Genomic DNA, 23,276 nt, shown 5'->3' with positions numbered 1-23,276 from the left:
TAGACAGGTATTCGCGATTCGGGCACTGGTGCCGACTCTGGATGCTACGGACAAGCATCGTTTATGCCGGTGGCTGGCTTGGTGGTGTGTCGCGGCTGGATATCGCGGCGAACAGTTGCTTGGACGCATCGAGCGATTGGATGCCGCGCTTGGCGCAAGCACTGAAGCGGCGCTTTCAAGGCTGCCGCTCGGTGTGGATCGGAGCATGCTTCGCGCTCGTCGGAAAAGCGCGTAAGTGTCCGCGGACACAGGACATTGCATGACTTACGTCAAGTCACCGCGATGACTTCCGGCACTTAATGCGCGGCATGCCGCACCGCAACCTTACCATTGTCGAAACAGGGTCTAAACGCTTATCCTTTTTGACCTTTTTTGATTCATACAGGCTTGTTTCATGGCGATGAACTTCGATCAGGCGCGTCAAAACATGGTTGAGAACCAGGTGCGCCCCTGGGAGGTACTGGATGGGCGCGTGCTTGACGTGCTGCGTCACGTCCGCCGTGAGGACTTCGTGCCGCCCGCCCATCGCCAACTGGCGTTTGCCGATCTGAACCTGCCGCTTGGCCACGGCGAAGTGATGATGAAGCCGGTCGTCGAAGGCCGTGTGCTGCAGGCAGTGGCATTGAAGCCCGAGGACAGCGTGCTGGAAGTCGGCACCGGTTCGGGTTTCCTCACTGCCTGCCTGGCCAGCCTCGCCGCGCACGTGACCAGCGTGGACATGCACGCGGATTTCACTGCTACTGCTGCTGCGCGCCTGAAGGCTGCCGGCATCGCCAATGTGCAATTATTGACTGCCGAGGCCGTAAACGGCTGGCAGCCGCAGGGCACGTTCGATGCCATGGTTGTCACCGGCGCCGTTTACCGTATTCCCGACCGTTTCCTCACCTGGCTCAAGCCCGGCGGCCGACTGCTTGCCATTCGCGGCGAGTCGCCGGTGCAGCAAGTGGTGGTGCTCACGCACGAAGGCAACGGCCGTTATCGCGAGGAAAGCTTGTTCGAGACGGATCTTCCCTATCTCGCGCACGCCGAACCTCCTCGCCGATTCGTTTTCTGACCTGTCGATTTTCCGAACCTACGAGGCGAAACCATGCGCTTGAAGCTTCTGACCCTTGCCCTGTCCCTGGCTGCAGTTTCCCTGCCCAGCCATGGCGAGGATTTGCTGGATGCATACCGTCAGGCGCGTGCGAACGATCCTGTGCTTGCACAGGCCGACGCCACCCGCCTCGCCGTTCGCGAAGGAATTCCGCAGGCGCGTGCGCTGCTGCTACCGCAGATCAGCGCGGGCATGAGCCTGCAGCAACAGAGCCTGTCCGGCAACAACAGCCTGAATGGGACCGGGGTCAACAGCGGAATTACCAGCGGGCACGAGCGGACACGCTCGATTTCGGCCAGTGTGGATCAGACCATCCTCAACCTGTCTGACATTGCGAGCCTGCAAGCCGCGCATTCCACCTACGATGCGCAGGAAAAAACCTATGAGGCTGCCGCACAGGAATTATTCGTGCGCGTCGCCAGCGCCTACTTCACGGTGCTGAACGACCAGGAGCAGGTCGCCTACGCCAAGGCCAATGAGGAAGCCTATCGCGTCACCTACGACCAGGCCGAGCAGCAGTACAAGGTGGGCATCGCCGCCGTTACCAACGTGTACCAGGCGAAGTCATATTACGAAGCCGCCAAGGCCACCACGGTTACTTACGAGAATACGCTGGCCAATGATCGCCAGGCGCTGAGCGTGATCACCGGCAAGCCGGTGGGCGATCTGAAGAAGCTGCGCGATGACCTGCCGATGACACCGCCTTCGCCGGCCGATCCGCAGGCGTGGGTGGACAGTTCGCTGAAGAACAATCCAACCCTTATGTCTGCGCAGCTTTCCGTCGACGCGGCGGAGCACAACATCAACGCCGCCCGCGCCAACCATCTACCGACCATCACGGCCAGCTTGACCCGTGCCAAGAGCACGGCATGGCTGGAAAACGGCAGCTACAATGCCTTTGGCTCCGTCGGCAACGGCCGCTACGGCAACACCATCGGCGTCACGCTGTCGGTGCCGATCTTCGAAGGCGGCGCCACCCAGGCGAAGGTACGCCAGAACATCTATCAGCGCGACGAAGCCCAGGATTCGCTGGAGCTGACCCGCCGCCAGACCATCCAGAACACGCTGAACTACTACAACTCGGTGCTGGCCGGTATCAGTGAAGTGGAATCGGGCAAAGCCGCCGTGGACTCCGCGCAGAAAGCCGTGGACGCCACCAAGGCGGGCTTCCAGGTGGGCACGCAGATCATGCTGGACGTATTGAACTCCATCCAGCAGCTCACCCAGGCACAGAGCACGTACTCGACGGCGCGTCATCAGTTGGTGCTCAACCGCCTGCTGCTGAAGGAATCGGCCGGCACCATTACTTACGACGACCTGCAGAGCGTCAATTCGCTGCTGCAATAATCTGCTTGAAGCGACTGAAAAAGGCCGGGTGTATCTCCCGGCTTTTTTTGTTCCTGAAAAAACTACTCCTGCAGCATCCGGTCGATCAGATGCATCACGCGCCCCACGGCGCCACGCTCGCTATCGAACACCACGCGCGCCTGGTATCCCATCTGCCTGCAGCGCGCTTCGTCCTGCAACAGTTCGAGCACTTCGCCGCCCAATGCCTCGTTTTGTAGCACGCGCTTGGCACCACCGCCGCGGATCAGGGTGAGGGTGATTTCCTCGAAGTTGAAGGTATGCGGCCCCACCAGCACCGGCCGGGCCAGCGAGGCAGGCTCAAGCACGTTGTGTCCGCCGATCGGCACCAGGCTGCCGCCGACGAAGGCGAGATCGGACGCCGCAAAGAACGGCATCAGTTCGCCCATGGTGTCGATCAGGAACACCTGGTGCGACTCCCCCGGCGCGCGGTCGGCACTGCGCATGGCCATGGTGAAGCCGAGGCTGCGCACGGCGTGTTCCACCAGCCGGAAGCGCTCGGGATGGCGCGGGGCGATCAGCAGCAAGGCATCGGGCAGCCGCTTGAGCACTTCCAGATGCGCTTCCAGCACCGCCAATTCCTCGCCTTCATGCGTGCTGGCGGCAATCCACACCGGGCGCAAGCGTCCCCATTGCTGGCGGAACGCCTCTCCGGCTTGCAGCGCGCCGTCCGGTACCGGCATGTCGAACTTGAGATTGCCGCTGACCGTGACCAAGGCCGGATCGGCGCCCAGCAGGCGGTAGCGCGCCGCATCGGTACGCGACTGCGCCGCAATCTGCCTTACGCAACGCAACGCCGACCGCAGCAGCGCCCGCATCGGTGCGTAGCCACGCAGCGAACGACCCGACAGGCGCGCGTTGACGATCATCAACGGAATGCCGCGCCGGTAGCAGCCGAAATACAGGTTCGGCCAGATCTCCGTCTCCACGATCAGCGCCAGCCGCGGCCGCACCTGCTTGAGGAAACGATGCACGGAGAACGGCAAGTCGTACGGCAGGTACACATGAAACACGCTGTCGCCGAACAGCTGCTGCACCCGCGCCGAACCGGTCGGCGTCACCGTGGTGACCACCAGCGGCGCGTTGGGATAGTCCTGGCGCAATGCCTTGATCAGCGGCTCCGCCGCATTCACCTCGCCGACTGAAACCGCATGCACCCAGATGCTGCCGCGCAGGTCCGGCGCCTTGAAAATGCCGAAGCGCTCCGGCCAGCGCTGGTGATAGTTGCCATAGCGCATCCCGCGCGTCAGCAGCCGCATCACGATCAGCGGCGTGGCCAGGTACATCAGGAGGGTATACAGATAGCGCAACGTCGCGTCGGCTCCGGTCCGGGACGCGGAAGTATACGGGTCTGCGGCCGGGAGCCCACCGAACGAGAGGGAATGCAGGCGTGCCGCTACAATCGTCCGAATGCCTGGAACACCTTACCCCCCTTTTACCCGTGCCCTGCTCGCACCACGCCTTTGGCCGGCGTGGCTCGGCGTCGGCATCATGAAATTGATCGCCATGCTTCCCTTCCCCGTTTTGATGGGGATGGGCCGCACGCTGGGCTGGATCATCCAGCACTTTCCCTCGCCACGGCGCAAGGTCGCCGCCACCAACGTCGCGCTGTGCTTCCCAGAACTGGACGCCAAGGCGCAAGCCGCCTTGGTCGACGCGCACCTACGCGATATCGGCCTGATGCTGATCGAGTTCGCGTTGGGCTGGATGGGCTCGGATCGCGCCATCGGCAAGATCCCAGTGACCATCGAAGGGTTGGAACATCTGGAGGCCGCGCACGCCCAAGGACGCGGGGTATTGCTGGTCGGCGGCCACTTCTCGCACCTGGAACTGTGTGCGCGGCTGGTTTCGCAGCGCATTCGCATCGCCGGCATGTACCGCCGCATGGACAACCTGGTGTTCGAGTGGACAGTGCTGCGCGCCCGCCTGAGTTATGCGCGCGCGATGTTCGACAAGGACGACATCCGCGGCACGGTGAAATACCTGCGTAGCGGCGGCACGCTCTGGTACGCGCCCGACCAGGACATGCGCAGCAAGGACAACGCCTTCGTACCATTCTTCGGCGTGATCGCGGCCACCATCACTGGGACGCATCATCTTGCGCGATTGTCCCGTTCGGCGGTGGTACCGTTCTTCCATCGCCGTCTGCCGGGTAGCCGGGGCTATGCCTTGCGCCTAGGCGCGCCCCTGGAAGACATGCCCAGCGCGGATGCCGCGACCGATACCGCGCGCGTCAACCGCTGCATCGAGGAGATGGTGCGCGAGGCACCCGAGCAGTATCTGTGGGTGCATAAGCGCTTCAAGACACGCCCGGAAGGCGCCCCGCCTATTTACTAGGAACCCGCCCGGCTTGCGTCGGACAGGCTGACGTCAGCGTCTCTCGGTACATAGGGCGCATTAGCTTTCGACGCGTCGCCCTTCATGCCCTACCACAGCCCGTTTGGCCGGCCGGAATCCCGCCCGGCAGCCTTGATTGCCTTCGATTGCCGTAAAATCTTGCGCCCGGCGACCAAGGAGTAACGCGTGACCGCGCAGCAAAGCCTGCAGGCCCGAGCCTGCCCGATCTTCATGTATCACAACATTGCGCAGGCGCCGCGCGACCTAAAACGCTGGCGTAGCCTCTACGTGAGCCCGGGCGCGTTCGCGCGGCAAATGTGGCTGCTCAAGCGTCTGGGCTACACCGGCCTGTCGATGTCCGATGCGATGCCATACCTGCGCGGCGAACGGCACGGCCCCATCGCCGTCGTCACCCTGGACGACGGCTACGTCGATAACCTCGAGTGCGCGCTGCCAGTACTCCAGCGCTACGGCTTTACCGCCACCTGCTACGTGGTGAGCGGCAGCATCGGCCGCTACAACAACTGGGATGCCGAAAAGCTCGCCGTGCAGAAACCCTTGATGACCTCGGCGCAATTGCGTGCCTGGCATGAAGGCGGCATGGAGGTCGGCGCGCATACGCGGACCCATCCGCACCTGCGACAGTGCAACGATGCCCAGCTGCGCGACGAAATCGCCGGCAGCAAGGCCGATCTGGAAGACATCCTGGGCGCACCTGTCACACAGTTCTGCTATCCCTACGGCGACATGGACGATCGCGTCGCCGAGGTGACACGTGCATCGGGCTATGCAGCCGCCACCACCACCCAGCGCGGCCGCGCCACCCTTGGCACGGATCTGTACCGTCTGCCGCGCGTGCAGATCGCCCGTCACCATACACTGCCGCAGTTCGCGATCCGCGCGTTCACCCAGTACGAGAACAAGCGTTACGAGAGCAGGCGTTACGAGAACAGGGGCAACGAGAGCAGCCGCGCATGAAATTCCTTTTCGTCGGCACCAATCCCGAAAACACCGGTGCCGCCACGCACTTCGTCGCCTTGGCCCAGGCCATGGTGGAGGCAGGGCATCAGGTCAGCGCCGTGGTCTATCCCAACGGGCTGATCGCCAACGCACTCGCCAGGTCAGGCGTCACGCTTTATCCGGCGAAGTTTCGCAACGTGTTCGATCTGCGCGGCTATCGCGCCACCTTCAAGGCGGCACGCGATCTGCAACCGGATTGGCTGGTCGGCAACTTCGGCAAGGAATACTGGCCGTTGATCCTGGTAAGCCGTTTGCTGGGCGTGCCGGTTGCCCTGTTCCGCCACCGCACGCCACCGATGGGCCGCGTCTCCGGCTACCTAGTGCCGCGCCTGGCACAACGCTTTTTTGCCGTCTCCGCGCACGCGCGGCAGGCTTACCTCGATCGCGGCGTGCCGCCGCAACGGGTGCGCGTGCTGTACAACCCGGTGAACATGGCTTGGTGCAAGCCCGATGCGCAGCGTCGCAGCGAGATCCTGCACCGGCTCGGCATCCCGCAGGATGCGATCGTTCTGGGCTATTTCGGCCGTATCCATCGCAGCAAGGGCATCCTTACCCTGCTGGAAGCGCTCGACGGCGCGATGGCGCAGGAACCGCGCCTGCACGGCCTGTGGCTGGGCCACGGGCCGGACGTGCAGGAGCTGGGTGAACGCATCGAAGCCGGCTCTTTCGCCCATCGCCATCACATGCTGGGCTGGATCGACGACGTCCATCCCTACTACAGCGCGATCTCCATGCTGGCCTTTCCTTCGATCGCCACGGAAACCTTCGGCCGCGTGTCGGTGGAAGCGCAGGCCGCCGGCGCGCCGGTGCTCGGCAGCGACATCGGCGGCGTACCCGAAACGCTGTCGCCCAACCTGACCGGGTTATTGCTGCCGCCGGGCGATGTCAGCGCCTGGCGCGACGCCATCCTCGCGATGTGCGAGGCGGACATGCGCGAGCCAATGGCCGTGGCAGCGCGCGATTTCGTGAACAGGCATTTCAGCACACGCGTGATCGCGGATGCGTTTGTGCGCATCTTGAACGACGGCTGATGCCAGCCTACTCACGCCGGGCGGGAGATGGCGCAGAGCGCGCAGCCCGGCGCGCCTCGTGCAATTTGGCGTATTTCAGAAACACATAGCACGCACCAAGCACGCTGGCGATAAACCCCGCCCAACCGCTCAGGAAATACCGCTTCAGCACGAATTGCCGCAAAAAGAACAGCGGCGGATAAACCACCATGCGCATACCGGTAAAACGCTGCCCGCGGCGCAGCTTGTGCGCCACCATGCCGCTGCTGTAGCGATTGATCTTTTCTACCCGCGTGGCGATATCGCCATCGCCGTTGTTGACGAAATCCGCGCCCCATAGCGTTTTCACCGGCCCGCGCACTTCCACCGCCGCGTGCACTTCCACGTCGTTCATACCGCCACGCCGGCGGTTGAACAGGCGCAGATGGCCATTGCGATGACTCCAGCGATGCTGCACGGTCCAGAACATACGCTCGCGGCGCGGAATACGGAAGCCGGCATGCCGTGGATCTTCCAGCGCACGCTCGATGATGGCGCGCGTACCCGGCGAGAGAATTTCATCCGCATCCAGATTGAGCACCCAATCGTTGCGCGCCAGTTCGTAGGCGCGCTGCTTCTGCGGCCCGTAGTCGTCGAACGGATGCACCTCCACCCGCGCCCCATGCATGCGCGCGATCGCTACCGTGCTATCGGTGGAACCGGAATCCAGCACGACGATTTCATCCGCCCAGTCCACTTCACGCAGGCAGGCGTCGAGGGTGTCGGCGTTGTTGTAGGTGATCAACACCACCGAGAGCGGCTCACGCAGCATCGCCCCGCTCCTTTTCGACCGCAAACAGGACGGCACACCATAGCCCCAGCAACCACGCGAACAACAGCCCCCACCAGGCCGAATAGAACGCCAAATGGGAATTGAGCGGAAACAACATCGCCGCCAGCGACACCGTTACCGGAAAAGCCGTGGCGCGACCGACAGGTCCTGCTCGCCGCGATGCTCTGCAAGCAAGCACGACCCCAGTCAGCCACAGCAACGCGCCGACCAAGCCAGTTTCGGTGAGTATTTCCAATACGAGCTGATGTGGATGGCACGCGCCTTCGCCTTCGCCACAGTTTTCCGCTACCAAGAAGTGATCGTTTACCGGCGCGTACTGCGGATACGCGTAACGAAAACCACGCACGCCCACACCCAGGAATGGATGTGCCTCGATCATCGCCAAACCGGTGCGCCAGATATCGAGACGGCCGGTCATGGCCTCGTTGATACCTCGTTCGTTACCGCTCAGCACCATCAGGGTGCGCTGCATGCGCGCATCAAAACGCGAAGAAGTCTTCCAGGCAACGCCACCCGCGGCGAGCAACACCGCCACACATCCCGCGCACACGACCAAAAAGCGTGCAAGCGAACCCGCCTCGCGCGCGATGAACACCAGCGTCACCAAACCGAAGGCGATCCACGCCGAGCGCGACCCGCTCAGCATCACCGGTCCTAGCAGCAACACGAATGCGATGATCAGACCGCGCAGCCCCCACCGTTGCCGCGCCGCCCACAGCACAAAAGGTGACAGCACGGCCAGTGTAGGCCCGAGCTTGGGATCATCCGCACCGAACAAACCGGAAATGCGCTCCGGCTCAGCGTGACCACGCAGGCTCCAACCAGTGAGCATCTGCATCCATGCATCCAGCGTCCAGAAGCCGATCACGATGGCGACGGCAAAATAGAACCCGTGCGCGCGCTGCTCGCCACGAAGCACGTAGCAGGCATACAGCCCAAGCGGCAGATAGCGCAGGACGGCCAGCACCGTACCCCAACTCTTGCCTGGCGCCACGGCGGTAAACGAGGAGAGCGCCGCCGCACCGATGTAGCAAACCAGCAAGGAAAGCAGCAGGCGAACCGAGGGCCGCTTCAGTTCAGCGGCGGCATCACGCCACCATGCGACCAGCATCCCGATCAGGCACAACAGCGTGCCCAGTTCGGCGCTGCGTCCGAACGGCAGCAAGGCAACCAGCAACCACAAGGGCAGCAGCGGCGAGCGTAGAAGGCTTTGGGGTGACGGGCGCATGCCGGATCCGTGGGAAACGTCCAGGCATTGTAGGCGACAGGTGCGACGCGGTTAGCGCTGCTCCCGGTCGCGACGGGAACAGGCCTCAGGCCGTCACTTCCTCGTACAACGCCAGCGCGGCGTGCTGCATGTCGATCAGGCGATAGCGTTGCAGCGGTGCGATCGGTGGCGCGACGCGCAGCAGTTCCGCCGCACGCTCGACCAGGCGCTCGCGGTCGCCGGGCGGTACGCGGCCGGCAGGATAGAGTTCGGCCAGCAACTCGCCCACACCGCCGTGGGCGTAGCCGAGCACGGGGCGGCATAACGCCAAGGCTTCCACCACGGTGCGGCCGAAGGCTTCGGGCTTGTTGGAAAGCTGCAGGATCAAGGCGGACATGGCGTAGATGTCGCGCACATCCTGGCGCGGGGGCGTCATCACCACATGGTTCTCCACGCCGCGACCTTTGACCAGGTCTTTCAGTTCGCGCACATAGGCTTCACGGCCGGGCTCGACCACGCCCAGCAGCAGCAAGCGCGTATCGATACCGCGCTGCTTGAGTTCGGCCACCAGCTCGATCGCGTCGTGATGACCCTTCAGGCGCGTGCCGCGTCCGGGCAGGGTAAGCAGCGGCGCGCCGGCGAGCTTGGGATATTCGTTGAAGAAGGCTTTCTGCCAGCTCTCCTCGGGCCGGTGCCCATATGGAAAGGCTTCCGGATCGATGCCGCGCGGAACAATGCGGATACGGGTGGTATCCAGCTTGCTGTAATGACTGATGAGGTAGTCGCGCACCGTTTGCGAAACCACCACGATGCGTTCGCCGCGCAGCATGATGGCGCTGTAGCGGCCCGGCGAATTGAGACCGTGCACTGTGGTGACGAAGTGCGGCCTGGGCGACATGCCCTTGAGCGCCCACCAGCCCATCCAGGCCGGCAGCCGCGAACGGACGTGGACGACGTCCGGCTTCAGTTCGCGCAGGATGCGCCGCAAGCGGCCCAGCCGGCCGAGCGTGGCGAGCGATTTTCGGCCGATGTCGAGCGTGACGTGCTCGCTGCCCTCGGCTTCGAGCTGCGCGGTCAGGCGGCCCCCCGCCGAAATGACCACCGAACGATGTCCGGCCTGCACCAATGCCTGCGCCACTTCCAGCACCGAGCGCTCCGCACCGCCCGAGTGCAGCGCGGGAATGAGCTGCACAACGGTCAGCGTTCTGGCCGGTGTGGCGGCAACGGACATGGTTCCCTCATTCGCGACTCTCATCCGTAGAATCCAAGCAGCAATCGTGCCGGTCGGCGCAGCCTGTGCCTGGGGTGAAGACCGGCTTCAATCGCGCAGGATGTAATGCGCGCCGCAGTAAGGACATACGGACTCGCCGCCGTCCTCCACGATGGGCAGGTAGACCTTCGGATGGGAGTTCCACAGCGCCATGCCCGGCATCGGACACGACAGCGGCAGGTCCGAACGCGTCACTTCGTAACGATTTTCGGCATTCGCCGGTATGAGCTTCTGGGCTGCGGCAGGGTGACCCGACATGGGATGTTGCTCCGGGGCGAGGCTAGGGGACCGCTTATCTTAGCAAGGTAAAAGGGGTGAGTAGCGAGGGCGCAGCGCCCCGCGACTCACCCCTCATTCGCCTTCCCTTGCGCCAGGCTTACTGGCCGGCCTTCGGCACCGAAGCCTCGGTGGTGATGTTGATCTGGATCTCGTCGCTCACCTTGATCGGCTCACCTGGCTTCGACACATATGCGCCCAGGCCGAACTCCGAGCGCTTCAGCGTGCCGGTGGCGTTGAAGCCGATTGCCGGCTGACCGGTCATCGGGTGCGTGCCGATGTTGTTGAGCGTGGCATTGAGCACCACCGGCTTGGTCACGCCGTGCACCGTGAGGTCACCGGTCACCTTGTAGTGCTTGCTGCCCAGCGGTTGCACGCTGGTGCTCTTGAAGGTGATGGTGGGGTACTTGTCGGCGTCGAAGAAATCCGGCTCCTTCAGGTGTTTGTCCAGCGCCGGTACGTGCGTATCCAGATTGCTCAGCGGCATGGTCACGTCCACCGAGGACTTGGCCGGGTTCTTGTCGTCGAACACCAGGGTACCGTCGGAAATGCCGATGTCGGCCACCGGATGGGAGAAGCCGAAGTGGTTCCAGCTGAACAGCACCATGGTGTGGCCCGGATCGAGCTTGTAGGTTACCGGCGCGGCCTGGGCCGAAAGCGCCGTGCCGAGCAGTGTAGCCAGCAACACGTAGCGAAGATTACGCATGAAAAAAGTCTCCTGCCTTCATCGAGTGGATTAAGAAAATCGCTTTCGCGGGAACAACAGGATCGTCTTCGGAGCGTAGTCCGAACGGCGATCACGGGAAAAAGCCTTATGCAATGCGGCAGGCCTCGTCGAATGCGAGCCGCGGACTACGTGGAAACAGATCACGACTGGCGTCGCCATAACCGATATTGATCAGAAAATTCGATTTGATCGTGGTGCCGGCGAAGAACGCCTGATCCACGCCGGCATTGTCGAACCCGGACATCGGCCCGCAATCGAGCCCCAACGCGCGCGCCGCTACGATCAGATAGGCCCCTTGCAATGTCGCGTTGCGAAACGCCGTCGTATCGATATGCGGCTGATTGCCGACAAACCAGCTGCGTGCATCGGCATGCGGAAACAGCTTGGGCAGGTATTCATAGAAGGCGTGATCGTTCGCGACGATCGCCGTAACCGGCGCCGCCATGGTCTTGGCGCGATTGCCTTCGGACAGGAACGGCTTGAGCTTCTCCTTCGCCTCGGCGGACTTCACGAACACCACGCGCATCGGCGAGGAATTGGCGCTGGTCGGGCCGAACTTCGCAAGTTCGTACAATGCTTGCAGCTGTTCGTCGGTCACTTCCTTGGGCAGGAAGGCATTGTAGGTACGGGCAGTTCGGAACAACTGATCCAGGGCTGCCTCGGCAAGCTTCTCGCTCATGGGTATCCTCTGCGTCAAGAAACAAAGCGCAGAGTGTAAGCGCTAGCCGGACGAACCAGCGACGATAAAGGCGAACGTACTGTGCACGATCCGGCAACAATCGATCCATCAGGCCACCAGCCGCCTCACACCCCGGCAGGGGAATGCTGGGCGATTACCGACCAGGCTGCGGGCAACCAGCGCCAGGCTCTGGCGTTGGCCGAGCAGATGGGCATGCCGGTGCGGCACCTCGTTCTATCGTTGCGCGCGCCATGGTCATGGTTGTCGCCACGCCTGACCCTGGGCGGCCGACTGGCACTGCCAGCTTCGCAACGCGCGGCGTTCGCACCGCCGTGGCCTACGCTCGCGATCGGATGCGGGCGCAGCGCGGCCTTGCTGACACGCCTGCTGCGCGGGCTGACCGAAGGTTATTGCCATACCGTACAGATGCTTGATCCGCGCGTGGAGCCGAGCCACTGGGACACCATCATCGCCCCGAAACATGATGGGCTGACCGGCCCCACCGTGCTGAACCCGTTGGGCTCATTGAACCCGGTCGACGATAGCTGGCTCGCCGATGGCCGCGATGCCAGTCCGGCGCTGGGTTATCTGCCGCGACCACGCGTTGGCGTGCTGCTGGGCGGCCCACGCACCGGCATCCGCATGGATGCCGATTACGCACGGCAGCTCATCGAACATCTGCTTGCACGCAGGCAGCGCGAAGGCGGCAGCCTGCTGGTGCTCACCTCGCGCCGCACGCCAGCCGCTGTCGCCGAGCTGATGCGCACGGCACTGCGCGGCATCCCCGGCCTGCTCTGGACCGGTCCGGATGATGGCAACAATCCCTACCCTGGCGTGCTCGGCTGGGCGGATCGCCTGGTCGTGACGCCGGATTCGGTCAACATGTTGAGCGAAGCGTGTGCCGTGGGCTGCGCGGTACACACCTTCGTCGTGGGAAACCTGCCGGCAAAGCTGGCGCGTTTTCATCGCAGCTTGCGCGAAGCGGGCCTATTGCATGACATCGATGCCGATGCGCCGACGCAGCAGGTGCCATTACGTGAAACAGCGGCGATTGCCGGGGTTTTGCGCAGGCGTGTGCTGTCGCGATAAGCGGCGTCGGCATCTCGCGCCATAACCGCGCAGATCCTCGTAGGTTGCCGATGAGCGCACGCGAACCCCAACGTTGCCATGCAGATGGCGATGTTGGGTTCGGCATGTGTCTCACCGCCAACGCATGCTTCCAACCCATGGCCGGCATTTTGCGCGCATGCTAGAAATCAAACCCAAGCGCACGCGTCACCACGCTCACTTCGCCGCACAGCGCTTCCAGCTCCGCATCGCGCGGCGCGATACGCGAACGCAAGTCCAACGTGCAGAACAGCGCACGTCGCAACAGCTCGGCATGCGCCCGCGTGAAGCAGTTTGCCTGCGCAGTATCAAGCAGGCCTGCGTCCTGGCAGACTTCGATCAATCCGGCATTGGCCGTCGTCGATAGCAGGTATGGCACGCTCGACGCATGTGCGAGCACCAATCCTTGCAAGGCGAATTCGATGTCGAGCAAGCCGCCATGTCCCTGCTTCAGATCGATCCGCGCCGTATCGGAACGATCCCGTTCCGCACGCCAACGTTGACGCATGCTGCTGACTTCCGCCAACACCGCTGCGCGATCACGCGGCACGGCCAGCGTGCGGCGCCGCACTTCGGCCAGCTCTCCATTCAGGAGCGCGTCGCCCGCCACCGGACGTGCGCGCAACAACGCCTGATGCTCCCACGTCCATGCACGGCTTTCCTGGTAAGCGATAAACGCCTCCAGGCTGCCGACCAGCAAGCCTTTGGAACCGTCAGGCCGCAAGCGCGTATCCACCTCGTACAAGCGCCCGGCACGCGTGAGCACCGTCAGCCAGTTCACCACGCGCTGGGTAAGGCGCTGATACCAGCGCGACCCTTCCAGCGGCCGCGGGCCATCACTCATCGCGTGCGCGCGCCGGCCGTCGAACACGAAGACCAGGTCGAGGTCGGATGCAAAGCCCAGTTCCTCACCACCCAGGCTGCCGTAGCCCAGCATCGAAAATCCCGAACCCGTACCCGTACCCGGCAAACGTCCATGCGCAGCGATCACTTCACGCTCGGCGAGCGCCGCGACAGCGTTGACCACGGATTCTGCCAATGCCGCAAGCCGGCGGGCCGTGGCCACGGCATCGGCACGTCCGTCGTTGAACGCCAGGCCCAGCCGAAACGCGATGCTCGATTTGAACTCGTTGATGCGCTCCAGTTCCGCCTCGGCTTCGCGCTCGTCCAGTGTGGTAAGCACGTGTGCGATGTCCGCACTGATGTCGGCGCTCTTGAGCGGCAACTGATCGATGCGCGGATCGAGCACATCATCCAGCAGCAAGGGTTGCGCGATCACGCGCTCGGCCAGAAAGGCGCTATCGGCAAACAGCTGCGCCAGGCGCTTGCGCGCCGAAGGCAGCTCTTCCAGCAAGGCGAGATAGGAAGGCCGGCGCGCAACCGTTTGCACCAGGCGGCACAAGCGCAACAGGCACCCGACCGGCGCTGCCGTCTCGCGCGCCGCGGCCAGCAATTGCGGCATGAGGTGATCCAGTTGCTCGCGTGCGCGTGCGGACATGGCACGCACTTGCGAAGCCTGCGGCAACTTCAGCAAGGCCTCCGCCGCTTCGCCACCCGGTACGAAACCGGAGCTTTCCATCACGCGCGCCTCCAACGACTCGTCGCAAGCGCGCTGCCACAGTATCGCATCGGCCGCCAGCACGCTGGCCTTTGCGCCGCCTTCCGGCATCAACACGGCTTCGAATTCGTTGGCGACGATGTCGCGGTGTTTCGCCAGCGCCTCGGCCAGCGGCTCCCACGCCGGATAATCCAGCGCCAAGGCCAGGCGCTCGCGGGTAAGATCGTCGTCGGGCAGATCATGCGTTTGCGCATCGCGCATCATCTGCACGCGGTTTTCCAGGCGACGCAGAAAAACATAGGCCTGGCGCAAGGCTTTCGCCCGCGCCGCGGGAATATGCCCGCGCGCCTCGCAGGCGGTCAGCGCCGGCAGCAAGCCGCGCACGCGCAAGCTGGGTTCGCGGCCACCGCGAATCAATTGCACCAGTTGCACGATGAACTCGATCTCGCGAATGCCGCCCGGCCCGAGCTTGAGGTTGTCGGCCAGGTCCTTGCGCGCCACTTCGGCATCGATCAACGCCTTCATCTCGCGCAGACCCGCGAACGCGGTGTAGTCGAGATACTTGCGATACACGAACGGCCGCAACAGCTCCTGCAATTGCTTGCCCGCGCTGCGATCGCCGGCCACGGCGCGCGCCTTGATCCAGGCATAGCGCTCCCAATCGCGCCCCTCGCGCTGGTAGTACTGCTCCATCGCACTGAACGGCAAGGCGAGCCGGCCCGCATTGCCGAACGGCCGCAAACGCAAGTCCACCCGCGCGCAGATGCCATCCGTAGTCGGCTCGTGCAGGAGCCGCACCAGCTGGCGCCCGAGGCGTACAAAGTATTCGCTGTTGTCCAGCACCCGCGCGCCGTCGCTTTCACCACCCTGCGGGTAGGCCAGCACCAGATCGATGTCGGAGGAGAAGTTCAGCTCGCTGCCGCCAAGCTTGCCGAAGCCGACTACTACCAGGCGCTGCACGCTGCCGTCTTCACCACGCGCATGGCCGTAGCGCACCGCCAGCGAACGCTCGGACCAATCGAGCGCGGCGCCGAGCAGTGCTTCGTAGAGCACGCTGGTCGCGGACAGCGTTTCCGGCAGGTCGTCCAGACCGTTGACGTCGCGAAACACCAGACGCAACGCCTCGGCATGCCGGAACCGCCGCAATGCCGACATGCAGGCGGTTTCATCGCTGTCGAGCTTCAATGCCTCGATGCGGGCCGACGCATCGGCACTGGCGCGCAACCGCTCCAGGCCAAGCGGTGCTAGCAATTGCGGCTGGCTGCGCCAGGTTTCGAAGGCGAAATCGCTCGCCAGCAAGGTACGGCGGATACGCTCGGCGACGCCTGCATCATCGTGCAAAGGCACGCCTGCCGCGCGGCAGCGCGCCACCAGCTGAGCGTAACGATCGTCGATGAGTGCCCGCAGTGCAGGCGATTCGGAGGGTGGGGAGATGACAGCCATAGGCTCATTATGAGCCCTGGGCCAGCTCAACAGAACTGCGCCAAAACGGCAAGAACGCTCAGCTTCCTTCGCCATCGGCCGACAGCGCCAGACCCCACGCAAGCCGCAATCTCGCACCAGGCAACCCGTCATGGAATTTGGCGCATGAGCGAAGTCCTGGAACACGAGCATGCATCCAGAACGCATGCAGAAGATGTCCCCACACTCAAATATGGTGATGAGGGTGACACCGTGCAGGAGCTGCAGCAGCAGTTGCGCAGCATCGGCTATTGCGACATCGATGGTCCCGTGAACGCCGACGGTAACTTCAGTGATCGTACGCACCGCGCCGTAACCGCGTTTCAGCGTGATTATGGTCTAGTCGCGGATGGTATCGCCGGCCCCAAAACGTGGCAGGCATTGCGTCACGCGCTGCAGCGTTTCTTACGCAAACGGCCGTGATTTCCATGGCGCCAGTCCAAGCGCCTCGATGCCGTTTCGTAGGCTGAGACGAAATCCCGGCCTAGGCAATCCAGCAACTCAAGCCTCAACCCTGCGCCAGGGCCCTACTGCAATCGGAAAACTCGCATGCGGTGGATGCAGGGTGGCACGTGCCTGCACACGGCCTTCCTGGTCGGTCGCAAAGACCGTCAGCGCCTGCAGATGGATGTCGACCATGTCGCCGGTCGCTGCAGTATGCCGACCCCAATCGCGCTCGCTCCATTCGGCCTCCAACGGTTCCTCCCGTCCTTCCACCCGCAGGCTTGCACGTACGGTGCCGGCGACATGGCGCAGATTGAGCAGCTGCGCCCTGATGCCATCGCCTGCCACGGGTGCCAGCGCGATGTCCTCGGGGCGCACATGCACGGCGATCTCGTGCGTATCTTCCGCGGCAAAATTTTCGATGCGCCACGCATGCCCGAACAGGTGCAGATGCTGGCCGTGCACGACCCCCGGCAGGGCTTGGCCGCGCGCGATGAACCTGGACGCGAACGGCGTCGCCGGCTGCCGGTAGATTTGCTCCGGCGTACCGATCTGCTCGATGCGGCCGCTGTTCATCACCACCACGCGATCGGCCATCTCCAGCGCCTCGTCCTGATCATGCGTGACGAACAAGGTGGTGATGCCGAGCGAGCGATGGAATTCGCGCAGCCAGCTGCGCAGATTCACCCGCACCTGCGCATCCAGCGCGCCGAACGGCTCGTCCAGCAGCAACAAGCGTGGCTCGATGGCCAGCGCACGCGCCAGGGCCACGCGTTGGCGCTGGCCGCCCGACAGCTGTGAGGGATAGCGATCCGCAAACCCTTCCAGTTCCACCTGGCGCAGCAGATGCTCGACCTTCGCCTTGATCGTCGCCGCCTTGGGGCGCACGCGCCATGGCCGCACGCGCAAGCCGAACGCCACGTTCTGCGCCACCGTCATGTGCGGGAATAGCGCATAGTGCTGGAACACCAGCCCCACGCCGCGGCGGCGTGCATCCAGCGCCAACAGATCCTGCCCGTCACGAAATATGCTGCCGGCATCCGGCTGGTCGAGTCCGGCAAGAATGCGCAGCAAGCTGGTTTTTCCCGAGCCAGAAGGACCGAGCACGGCAATGAACTCACCGTCGCCGATGGTCAGGCCAACGTCGTCCAACGCCACGAAGGCACCGAATTGGCGACGCAAATGGGAAATCTCGATACCCATGCGGCGATGGATCCTCAATGATGGATGTTCAGTGCGTGGCCATGTCGCCACTCGACCACGCGCTTGATGCCAAGCGTGATGACAGTAAGCAGTGCCAGCAGTGAAGCGGCGGCAAAGGCGGCAGAAAAATCTTCCTGGTAAAGCTGGTCTACTTGCAGCGGCAAGGTATTGGTGATGCCGCGCAAATGTCCCGAAACGACATAGACCGCGCCGAATTCGCCCATGGCGCGCGCGTTGCACAGCAGAACGCCGTACAGCAGCGCCCAGCGCACGCGCGGCAAGGTGACACGGAAAAAGATTTGCCACCCGCCCGCACCCAGCGTGAGCGCCGCTTCTTCCTGTTCCGAGCCCTGCGCCTGCATCAAGGGAATCAACTCGCGCGCCACGAAGGGCAAGGTGACGAACACCGTCGCCAGCACCAGGCCCGGCAAGGCAAAGATCACCTGCAAGCCATGCGCTTCCAGCCAGCCGCCCAGCCAGCCATCCTTGCCATAGACCAGGATCAGCATCATGCCGGCCACCACCGGCGACACGGAAAACGGCAGGTCGATCAGCGCACCTAACAGCGCCTTGCCGCGAAACTCGAAGTGCACCATCGACCACGCGGCAGCGAGGCCAAAGACCAGGTTCAGCGGCACCGCAATGGCCGCCACCGTCAAGGTCAAGCGCACGGCGGCGAGCGTATCGGGCTGCTTGACCGCATCGAGGTAGAACGCATAACCCTGGCGAAACGCTTCGGCAAAGATCGCCAGCAACGGCAACACCAGCAACCACGCCAGCACGGCGAGCGCTGCCAGCACCAGCACCGTGCGTGCGATGCATGCCGACAACGCAGGGCGGCCGATCGATACCACGGAAGCCACGGCGGCCATCAGCGTGCCACCGCCCAGCGTCGTGTCCAACGCTGCAGCCCTGCCATCGCCACCAGCAGCAGCAATGACGCCGCCAGCATCACCGCGCCCAGCGCCGCGGCGCCGCGGTAGTCATACTGCGAATCGATTTTTTGCACGATCAGGTACGGCGCAATTTCGGTGCGGAACAGGCGATTGCCGGAAATGAAGATCACCGAGCCGTATTCGCCGATCGCACGCGCCAGCGCCAATGCGTAACCGGTCAACAAGGTCGGCAGCAACAACGGCAGCAGCACGCGAAAGAAGCGCTGGCTCGCCGAAGCGCCCAAGGTATAGGCTGCCTCCTCCAGATCGCTTTCCATGCTTTCCAGCACCGGCTGCAAGGTACGCACCACGAACGGAAAGCCGACGAACACCATCGCCAGCAGCACGCCCAGGCGGGTATAGGCCACCTCGATGCCGAGCGGCGCCAGGCGACTGCCCAGCCAACCGTTCGGCGCATACAGCGCGGTCAAGGCAATGCCGGCCACCGCCGTCGGCAGCGCGAATGGCAGGTCGACCAGCGCGTCGCACAGCCGCCGGCAGGCGAAGCGGTAGCGCACCAGCACCCACGCGACCAGCAAGCCGAGTACCGCATCGATCGTCGCGGCCAGCAGCGCGGCGCCGAAGCTCAGTTTCAGCGAAGCCAGCACGCGCCGCGTACCGATCTGCGCCCACCAGCCGGCCGGGCCCAGCTCGCACGCCGTCCACAGCAAGGCCGCCAGCGGCAGCAGCACGCAGCTGCCCAGCACCAGCAAGGTGTAGCCGGTACTGAGCCGAAAACCTGGCAGCAGATGCCGCGCCATGAGCGTTACTGCGCTCCTTCGGTGATCGCGTCGAACACGCCGCCATCGGCGAAATACGTGGCCTGCACCTTGCGCCAGTCGCCGAACTGCTGGCCGATGGTGAAGGTCTTCACCGCCGGAAATTGCGCCGCGTATTGCGCCGCGACGGCAGCCAGACGCGGACGGAAGAAATGCTTGGCAGCCAGCGCCTGCCCTTGCGGGCTGTACAGGAATTGCAGGTAGGCTTGGGCGACTTTCTGCGTACCGTGCTGAGCGGCGACCGTATCTACCACCGCCACCGGCGGCTCCGCCACGATGGTGGAGGACGGCACCACGATCTGGTAGCTGTCCTTGCCGAACTCATGCAAGGTCATCAATGCTTCGCTTTCCCACGCAATCAGCACGTCGCCGATGCCTCGCCGGACAAAGGTGTTGGTGGCGCCGCGCGAGCCGGTATCCAGCACTGGCACGTTCTTGTAGAGCGCGGTGACATACGCGCGTGCCTTGTCTGCACTGCCGCCCGGCTGGCGCTCGGCCCAACCCCACGCAGCGAGGAAATTCCAGCGCGCGCCACCGGACGTCTTTGGATTGGGTGTGATCACTTGCACGTCGGGACGGATCAGGTCCGGCCAGTCGTGAATCTTCTTGGGATTGCCCTTGCGTACCAGGAACACCACCGTGGAGGTGAACGGCGCGCTGTTGTCCGGCATGCGCGTCTGCCAATCTTTTGCCAGCAAACCTTTGTCCGCCAGCACGTCGATGTCGTAGGCCAGGGCCAGCGTGACCACGTCCGCCTGCAAACCGTCAAGCACGGCACGCGCCTGCTTGCCGGAACCGCCATTGGAGGTGGTGACGGTGACGTTCTGCCCCGCCTGCTTGGCCCAGTACGCCTTGAACGCGGCATTCACGTCCTGGAAATACTCTCGGGTCGGGTCGAAGGAGACGTTCAAGAGCTTGGCATCCTGGGCATGCACCCAGGCCGCACTCAGCGAAAGCAGCGCTGCCAGAATGATCCACCGGCGTTTCATGCGTGTCGTCTCCTTGGGGCAAGTCCGCCCACTTTGCACTATAGGTTTGGAAGGCTGGACGTCCGAAAGCGCGGATCGTCCTATCCATATGGCCGCGCGTTGGCCGCGGCCGCCTAGATGAAGATCTCCGCACGCAGCTCGACGATGTGCGGATCGATCACCAGTCCCTTGCGGCTGCTGAAAGCGCGGATGACATTGGCCTGCAGGCGCAGATGCGTGCCGAGGTACCAGTTGGCGCCGGCGGTCCAGTCGTGCTCGCGGCCGCCCAGCACGCGCCCGTCGTTGAGGTTCAGCTCGCTGTAGCGCACGGCAAACTCCAGCGCGCCCCAGCCGTGCGAAGGAATCACATTGCTCACATTGCCGTCGTGATACTGGCGTGATTCGCCGGTGAGCACCCAGCTGCCGAAGACGTAGTAACCATCCAGATCGTAAGCAGGCTTGGGTACGTCGAAGCTGGTTTGCGCGCGCAGGTACTCGCCCTGCACCGACCATGGGCCATCGATCCAAAGTTCTTCCAGGCCTAGCCGATTGATGTGATCGACGTTGGTGAGCGTACCGGAGCTGACCAGGGAAACGGTGGTGAGCCCTGCCTCCGGCGGCGCCTTGAAGCTGGCCGTGGCCGGCTGCTGCACGCCGAGCGCATTGACCAGGCCATACGGCCGCTCTTGTGAAACGGCCAGGCCCAGGTGCAGCACGTTGGTCGGCGCGTGGATCGGCACCCAGGCCGCGCGCGCCGCCAGCGTATGGCCGTGATTCTTGCCGGTCAGGTTTTGCCCGTAGTAGCCCAGACTGGCCAGCCAGTGCGTGCGCTGGATGGCCCAGTCGACGCCGACGCGGCGGTTCTCGTAAACCGCCTGCGAAGGCAGCGCCAGCTCGATGAAGGTGGTCTGCGTCGACGTTGTAACGCCTTCGAAGCTCACCGGAGTCTTGCTCTGGCCGAAGCGCAGGGCGCCGTAGTCGTCGCCGAACAACGCCCGCGACTGCAGGCGGGCAAACACGTCCTGCCATTGCCGGGACTGGAAGTCGTAATACACGGTGGCGTCGTAGACACCGGGTTTCTTCACGTAGAAACCCAGGTATTTGCGGCGATTGGTCTGCGCATCGGTGAATTTGCCGTCATCGTTCGAGAAATCATTCACGTCGTACTGATAGCGCAGCACCAGGCCGATGTCGGTTCCATCGGCCGCGGTGTAGTGCGTGGGCCAGTTGTAGAGCCCGTTGTCCTCGCCTGCCTTGAGGGTGGAGGGAGCCAGCACGGCAAGGGAAGCCGATGCGGCCAGCATCAACACCACAAGCGCAGGCTTGGATCGTCGCGACAAAGACATGGGCAGCTCCGGCGCCATCGGCGGCGCGTGTGACAGGCGAGTGAATGGGTCCCTGGATGAAACGCCTGGTGAATGGGGAAGGCGTCCTGATTCCATGCTGCCTGCGGCATTTCCTGCGATGGAAAGGAGGGAATGGCATGGGGATATGCCGGCCCATCATTTCTTGGCAAAAAAACGAAGTTCTAACATCGTTGCACTAATTGGACGTCTATACGTCCAGGACACTGAACATGACCGCCGCCACACTATCGCCGTTGCCCGAAGACAAGCAGCCCTTGGTTGCGCGTCTGATCGACGGGCTGGAAGCGCCGGCGCTGCTGTGGCTCTCCGGCTATCTTGCAGGGGTGGCGGGTCAACGCCAGCCATCCGGCAAGCATGCGGCCGTCGAACCCGCCGCCACGCTCGACACCCAGGCCCGACTCACCGTGCTGTACGGCAGCCAGACCGGCAATGCCAAGCGGCTGGCCGAAGACCTGGCACGCCGCGCATCCGCCGCCGGCCTTGCCGTACGCGTGGTGCGCGCCGATGCATATGCCACGCGTGAGTTGAAGCAGGAACGCCTGCTCTACGTGGTGATCAGCACGCAAGGCGATGCCGAGCCGCCGGACGATTCACGCGCCCTGGTCGAATTCCTCGCCAGCGCCCGCGCGCCCAAGCTGGAAGCGCTGCGCTATGCCGTGCTCGGCTTGGGCGATTCCAGCTATCCGAACTTCTGCGCCATCGGCCGCCAGCTCGACGAACGCCTGGCGACATTGGGCGCGCAGCGCTTGTTGCCGGCGGGCGAAGCGGATGTCGACCTGGAAACCGTGGCGCAACCCTGGCTGGAACAGGCGCTGCAGCAGGCGCGCGAGCAGCTGAAAACCTCCGCGCCGACCGCCAAGGTCACCACCTTGCGCACCGCGCGCAGCACGCCGGTATGGCATCGCGAACAACCGTTCCAGGCGCCGCTGTTGCTCAACCAGCGCATTACCGGCCGCGACAGCGACCGCGACGTGCGCCATTTGGAATTTTCCCTGGACGGTTCCGGCCTGCATTACGCGCCGGGCGATGCGCTCGGCGTGTGGCCGACGCAAGCGTCAGCCCTGGTCGAAGCCGTACTGAATACCCTCAAGCTGGATGGCGACACGGCCGTCCGCGTGGGCAGCGAAGAACATACGTTGCGCACCTGTCTGGCCCAGCATCGCGAATTGACCCAGTTGACGCGTCCCTTTTTCACCGCGCATGCCGAACGCAGCGGCGACGAGCAATTGCGTGAGCTGCTGGCGCCAGCAGCACGCGATGCGCTGGCCGAGCTGTTCGCGCGCTGGCAGGTGCTGGATCTGCTGCGCCGCCATCCTGCCGCTTGGACGGCCGAAACCCTGGTGGCCGCCCTGCGGCCGCTGGCGCCGCGCCTGTACTCCATCGCCTCGGCCCAATCGGTGGTGGGCGATGAAGTGCATCTCACCGTCAGCCACGTCGATTACGCGCTGGATGGCGAAGCGCGCTGGGGGTCTGCCAGCCGTTATCTCGCGCAACATGCGGAAGGCGAAAACGTACCGGTCTTCATCGAAGCCAACGAACGCTTCCGCCTGCCCGCCGACGATCGCGACATCCTGATGATCGGCGCCGGCACCGGCGTGGCGCCTTACCGCGCCTTCGTGCAGGAGCGCGCCGAACGCG

General features: G+C 63.9%; 21 protein-coding genes. 8 read left to right on the top strand and 13 right to left on the bottom strand.

The features are described from left to right. Nucleotides 1-394: 394 nt before the first annotated feature. Together VMA74_RS06245 and VMA74_RS06240 are read left to right on the top strand one after the other, a co-directional pair. Nucleotides 395-1,054 carry a protein-L-isoaspartate O-methyltransferase gene (locus VMA74_RS06245; protein WP_325365774.1) on the top strand — a complete coding sequence of 220 codons (660 nt, stop codon included), beginning with the start codon at nt 395-397 and terminating at the stop codon, nt 1,052-1,054. A 33-nt stretch (nt 1,055-1,087) separates the two neighbouring features. Then, nucleotides 1,088-2,440 (top strand): TolC family outer membrane protein, encoded by a 1,353-nt coding sequence (locus tag VMA74_RS06240; protein WP_325365773.1) that lies wholly within the window; start codon nt 1,088-1,090, stop codon nt 2,438-2,440. 62 nt (nt 2,441-2,502) lie between these two features. Here the strand turns inward: VMA74_RS06240 and waaA are convergent, their stop codons facing one another. Further along, nucleotides 2,503-3,768 carry a lipid IV(A) 3-deoxy-D-manno-octulosonic acid transferase gene (gene waaA, locus VMA74_RS06235; protein ID WP_325365772.1) on the bottom strand — a complete coding sequence of 422 codons (1,266 nt, stop codon included), beginning with the start codon at nt 3,766-3,768 and terminating at the stop codon, nt 2,503-2,505. 100 nt (nt 3,769-3,868) lie between these two features. On the opposite strand from waaA, the gene lpxL reads away from it, so the two are divergent. The 3 genes from lpxL to VMA74_RS06220 all read left to right on the top strand — a co-directional run bounded on the left by lpxL (nt 3,869) and on the right by VMA74_RS06220 (nt 6,846). Further along, on the top strand, nt 3,869-4,795 hold the full coding sequence (gene lpxL, locus VMA74_RS06230) for an LpxL/LpxP family Kdo(2)-lipid IV(A) lauroyl/palmitoleoyl acyltransferase (protein WP_325365771.1): 927 nt from the start codon (nt 3,869-3,871) through the stop codon (nt 4,793-4,795). 231 nt (nt 4,796-5,026) lie between these two features. After that, nucleotides 5,027-5,773, top strand: a complete 747-nt coding sequence (locus VMA74_RS06225) for a polysaccharide deacetylase family protein (protein WP_325365798.1) — start codon at nt 5,027-5,029, stop codon at nt 5,771-5,773. Then, nucleotides 5,770-6,846 carry a glycosyltransferase family 4 protein gene (locus VMA74_RS06220; protein WP_325365770.1) on the top strand — a complete coding sequence of 359 codons (1,077 nt, stop codon included), beginning with the start codon at nt 5,770-5,772 and terminating at the stop codon, nt 6,844-6,846. Before VMA74_RS06225 ends, VMA74_RS06220 begins: the two co-directional genes overlap by 4 nt. 7 nt (nt 6,847-6,853) lie before the next feature. On the opposite strand, the gene VMA74_RS06215 is transcribed toward VMA74_RS06220, so the two are convergent. From VMA74_RS06215 to VMA74_RS06190, 6 genes are all read right to left on the bottom strand, one after another. Continuing rightward, nucleotides 6,854-7,636: a glycosyltransferase family 2 protein gene (locus tag VMA74_RS06215; protein WP_325365769.1), complete on the bottom strand. Its 783-nt coding sequence runs from the start codon at nt 7,634-7,636 to the stop codon at nt 6,854-6,856. Then, nucleotides 7,626-8,885: an O-antigen ligase family protein gene (locus VMA74_RS06210; protein WP_325365768.1), complete on the bottom strand. Its 1,260-nt coding sequence runs from the start codon at nt 8,883-8,885 to the stop codon at nt 7,626-7,628. Before VMA74_RS06210 ends, VMA74_RS06215 begins: the two co-directional genes overlap by 11 nt. An 85-nt stretch (nt 8,886-8,970) precedes the next feature. Next, nucleotides 8,971-10,095: a glycosyltransferase gene (locus VMA74_RS06205; RefSeq protein WP_325365767.1), complete on the bottom strand. Its 1,125-nt coding sequence runs from the start codon at nt 10,093-10,095 to the stop codon at nt 8,971-8,973. An 87-nt stretch (nt 10,096-10,182) separates the two neighbouring features. After that, the gene (locus VMA74_RS06200; protein ID WP_325365766.1) at nt 10,183-10,392 is read right to left on the bottom strand and encodes a zinc-finger domain-containing protein; all 210 of its coding nucleotides are present in this window, start codon (nt 10,390-10,392) and stop codon (nt 10,183-10,185) included. A 118-nt stretch (nt 10,393-10,510) separates the two neighbouring features. Then, nucleotides 10,511-11,116, bottom strand: a complete 606-nt coding sequence (locus tag VMA74_RS06195; RefSeq protein ID WP_325365765.1) for a YceI family protein — start codon at nt 11,114-11,116, stop codon at nt 10,511-10,513. Between the two features lie 106 nt (nt 11,117-11,222). Beyond that, nucleotides 11,223-11,816 carry a malonic semialdehyde reductase gene (locus VMA74_RS06190; RefSeq protein WP_325365764.1) on the bottom strand — a complete coding sequence of 198 codons (594 nt, stop codon included), beginning with the start codon at nt 11,814-11,816 and terminating at the stop codon, nt 11,223-11,225. A gap of 81 nt (nt 11,817-11,897) precedes the next feature. Here VMA74_RS06190 and VMA74_RS06185 point away from each other — a divergent pair, with 81 nt between their 5' ends. After that, nucleotides 11,898-12,905 carry a mitochondrial fission ELM1 family protein gene (locus VMA74_RS06185; protein ID WP_325365763.1) on the top strand — a complete coding sequence of 336 codons (1,008 nt, stop codon included), beginning with the start codon at nt 11,898-11,900 and terminating at the stop codon, nt 12,903-12,905. A 160-nt stretch (nt 12,906-13,065) separates the two neighbouring features. On the opposite strand, the gene glnE is transcribed toward VMA74_RS06185, so the two are convergent. After that, a complete protein-coding gene (gene glnE / locus VMA74_RS06180; protein ID WP_325365762.1) occupies nt 13,066-15,924 on the bottom strand; it encodes a bifunctional [glutamate--ammonia ligase]-adenylyl-L-tyrosine phosphorylase/[glutamate--ammonia-ligase] adenylyltransferase in 2,859 nt (952 codons plus the stop codon). A gap of 144 nt (nt 15,925-16,068) precedes the next feature. On the opposite strand from glnE, the gene VMA74_RS06175 reads away from it, so the two are divergent. Next, a complete protein-coding gene (locus VMA74_RS06175; protein WP_325365761.1) occupies nt 16,069-16,365 on the top strand; it encodes a peptidoglycan-binding domain-containing protein in 297 nt (98 codons plus the stop codon). 78 nt (nt 16,366-16,443) lie between these two features. Here the strand turns inward: VMA74_RS06175 and VMA74_RS06170 are convergent, their stop codons facing one another. The 5 genes from VMA74_RS06170 to VMA74_RS06150 all read right to left on the bottom strand — a co-directional run bounded on the left by VMA74_RS06170 (nt 16,444) and on the right by VMA74_RS06150 (nt 21,617). Then, nucleotides 16,444-17,589, bottom strand: a complete 1,146-nt coding sequence (locus tag VMA74_RS06170; RefSeq protein ID WP_325365760.1) for a sulfate/molybdate ABC transporter ATP-binding protein — start codon at nt 17,587-17,589, stop codon at nt 16,444-16,446. Between the two features lie 14 nt (nt 17,590-17,603). Further along, nucleotides 17,604-18,461, bottom strand: a complete 858-nt coding sequence (gene cysW / locus VMA74_RS06165; protein ID WP_325365797.1) for a sulfate ABC transporter permease subunit CysW — start codon at nt 18,459-18,461, stop codon at nt 17,604-17,606. Further along, nucleotides 18,461-19,285: a sulfate ABC transporter permease subunit CysT gene (gene cysT, locus VMA74_RS06160; protein ID WP_325365759.1), complete on the bottom strand. Its 825-nt coding sequence runs from the start codon at nt 19,283-19,285 to the stop codon at nt 18,461-18,463. Before cysT ends, cysW begins: the two co-directional genes overlap by 1 nt. Before the next feature lie 5 nt (nt 19,286-19,290). Beyond that, the gene (locus tag VMA74_RS06155; protein ID WP_325365758.1) at nt 19,291-20,292 is read right to left on the bottom strand and encodes a sulfate ABC transporter substrate-binding protein; all 1,002 of its coding nucleotides are present in this window, start codon (nt 20,290-20,292) and stop codon (nt 19,291-19,293) included. A 113-nt stretch (nt 20,293-20,405) separates the two neighbouring features. Beyond that, nucleotides 20,406-21,617, bottom strand: a complete 1,212-nt coding sequence (locus tag VMA74_RS06150) for an OprO/OprP family phosphate-selective porin (RefSeq protein ID WP_325365757.1) — start codon at nt 21,615-21,617, stop codon at nt 20,406-20,408. Between the two features lie 230 nt (nt 21,618-21,847). Between VMA74_RS06150 and VMA74_RS06145 the strand changes: the two genes are divergently transcribed. Continuing rightward, nucleotides 21,848-23,276, top strand: a 1,429-nt coding sequence (locus VMA74_RS06145; protein ID WP_325365756.1) for a sulfite reductase flavoprotein subunit alpha, incomplete at its 3' end; no start/stop codon positions are given.

It is taken from the genome of Dyella sp., from assembly GCF_035508675.1.
GTDB lineage: Bacteria > Pseudomonadota > Gammaproteobacteria > Xanthomonadales > Rhodanobacteraceae > Dyella_B.
This window is presented reverse-complemented; position numbering and strand designations above follow the sequence as displayed.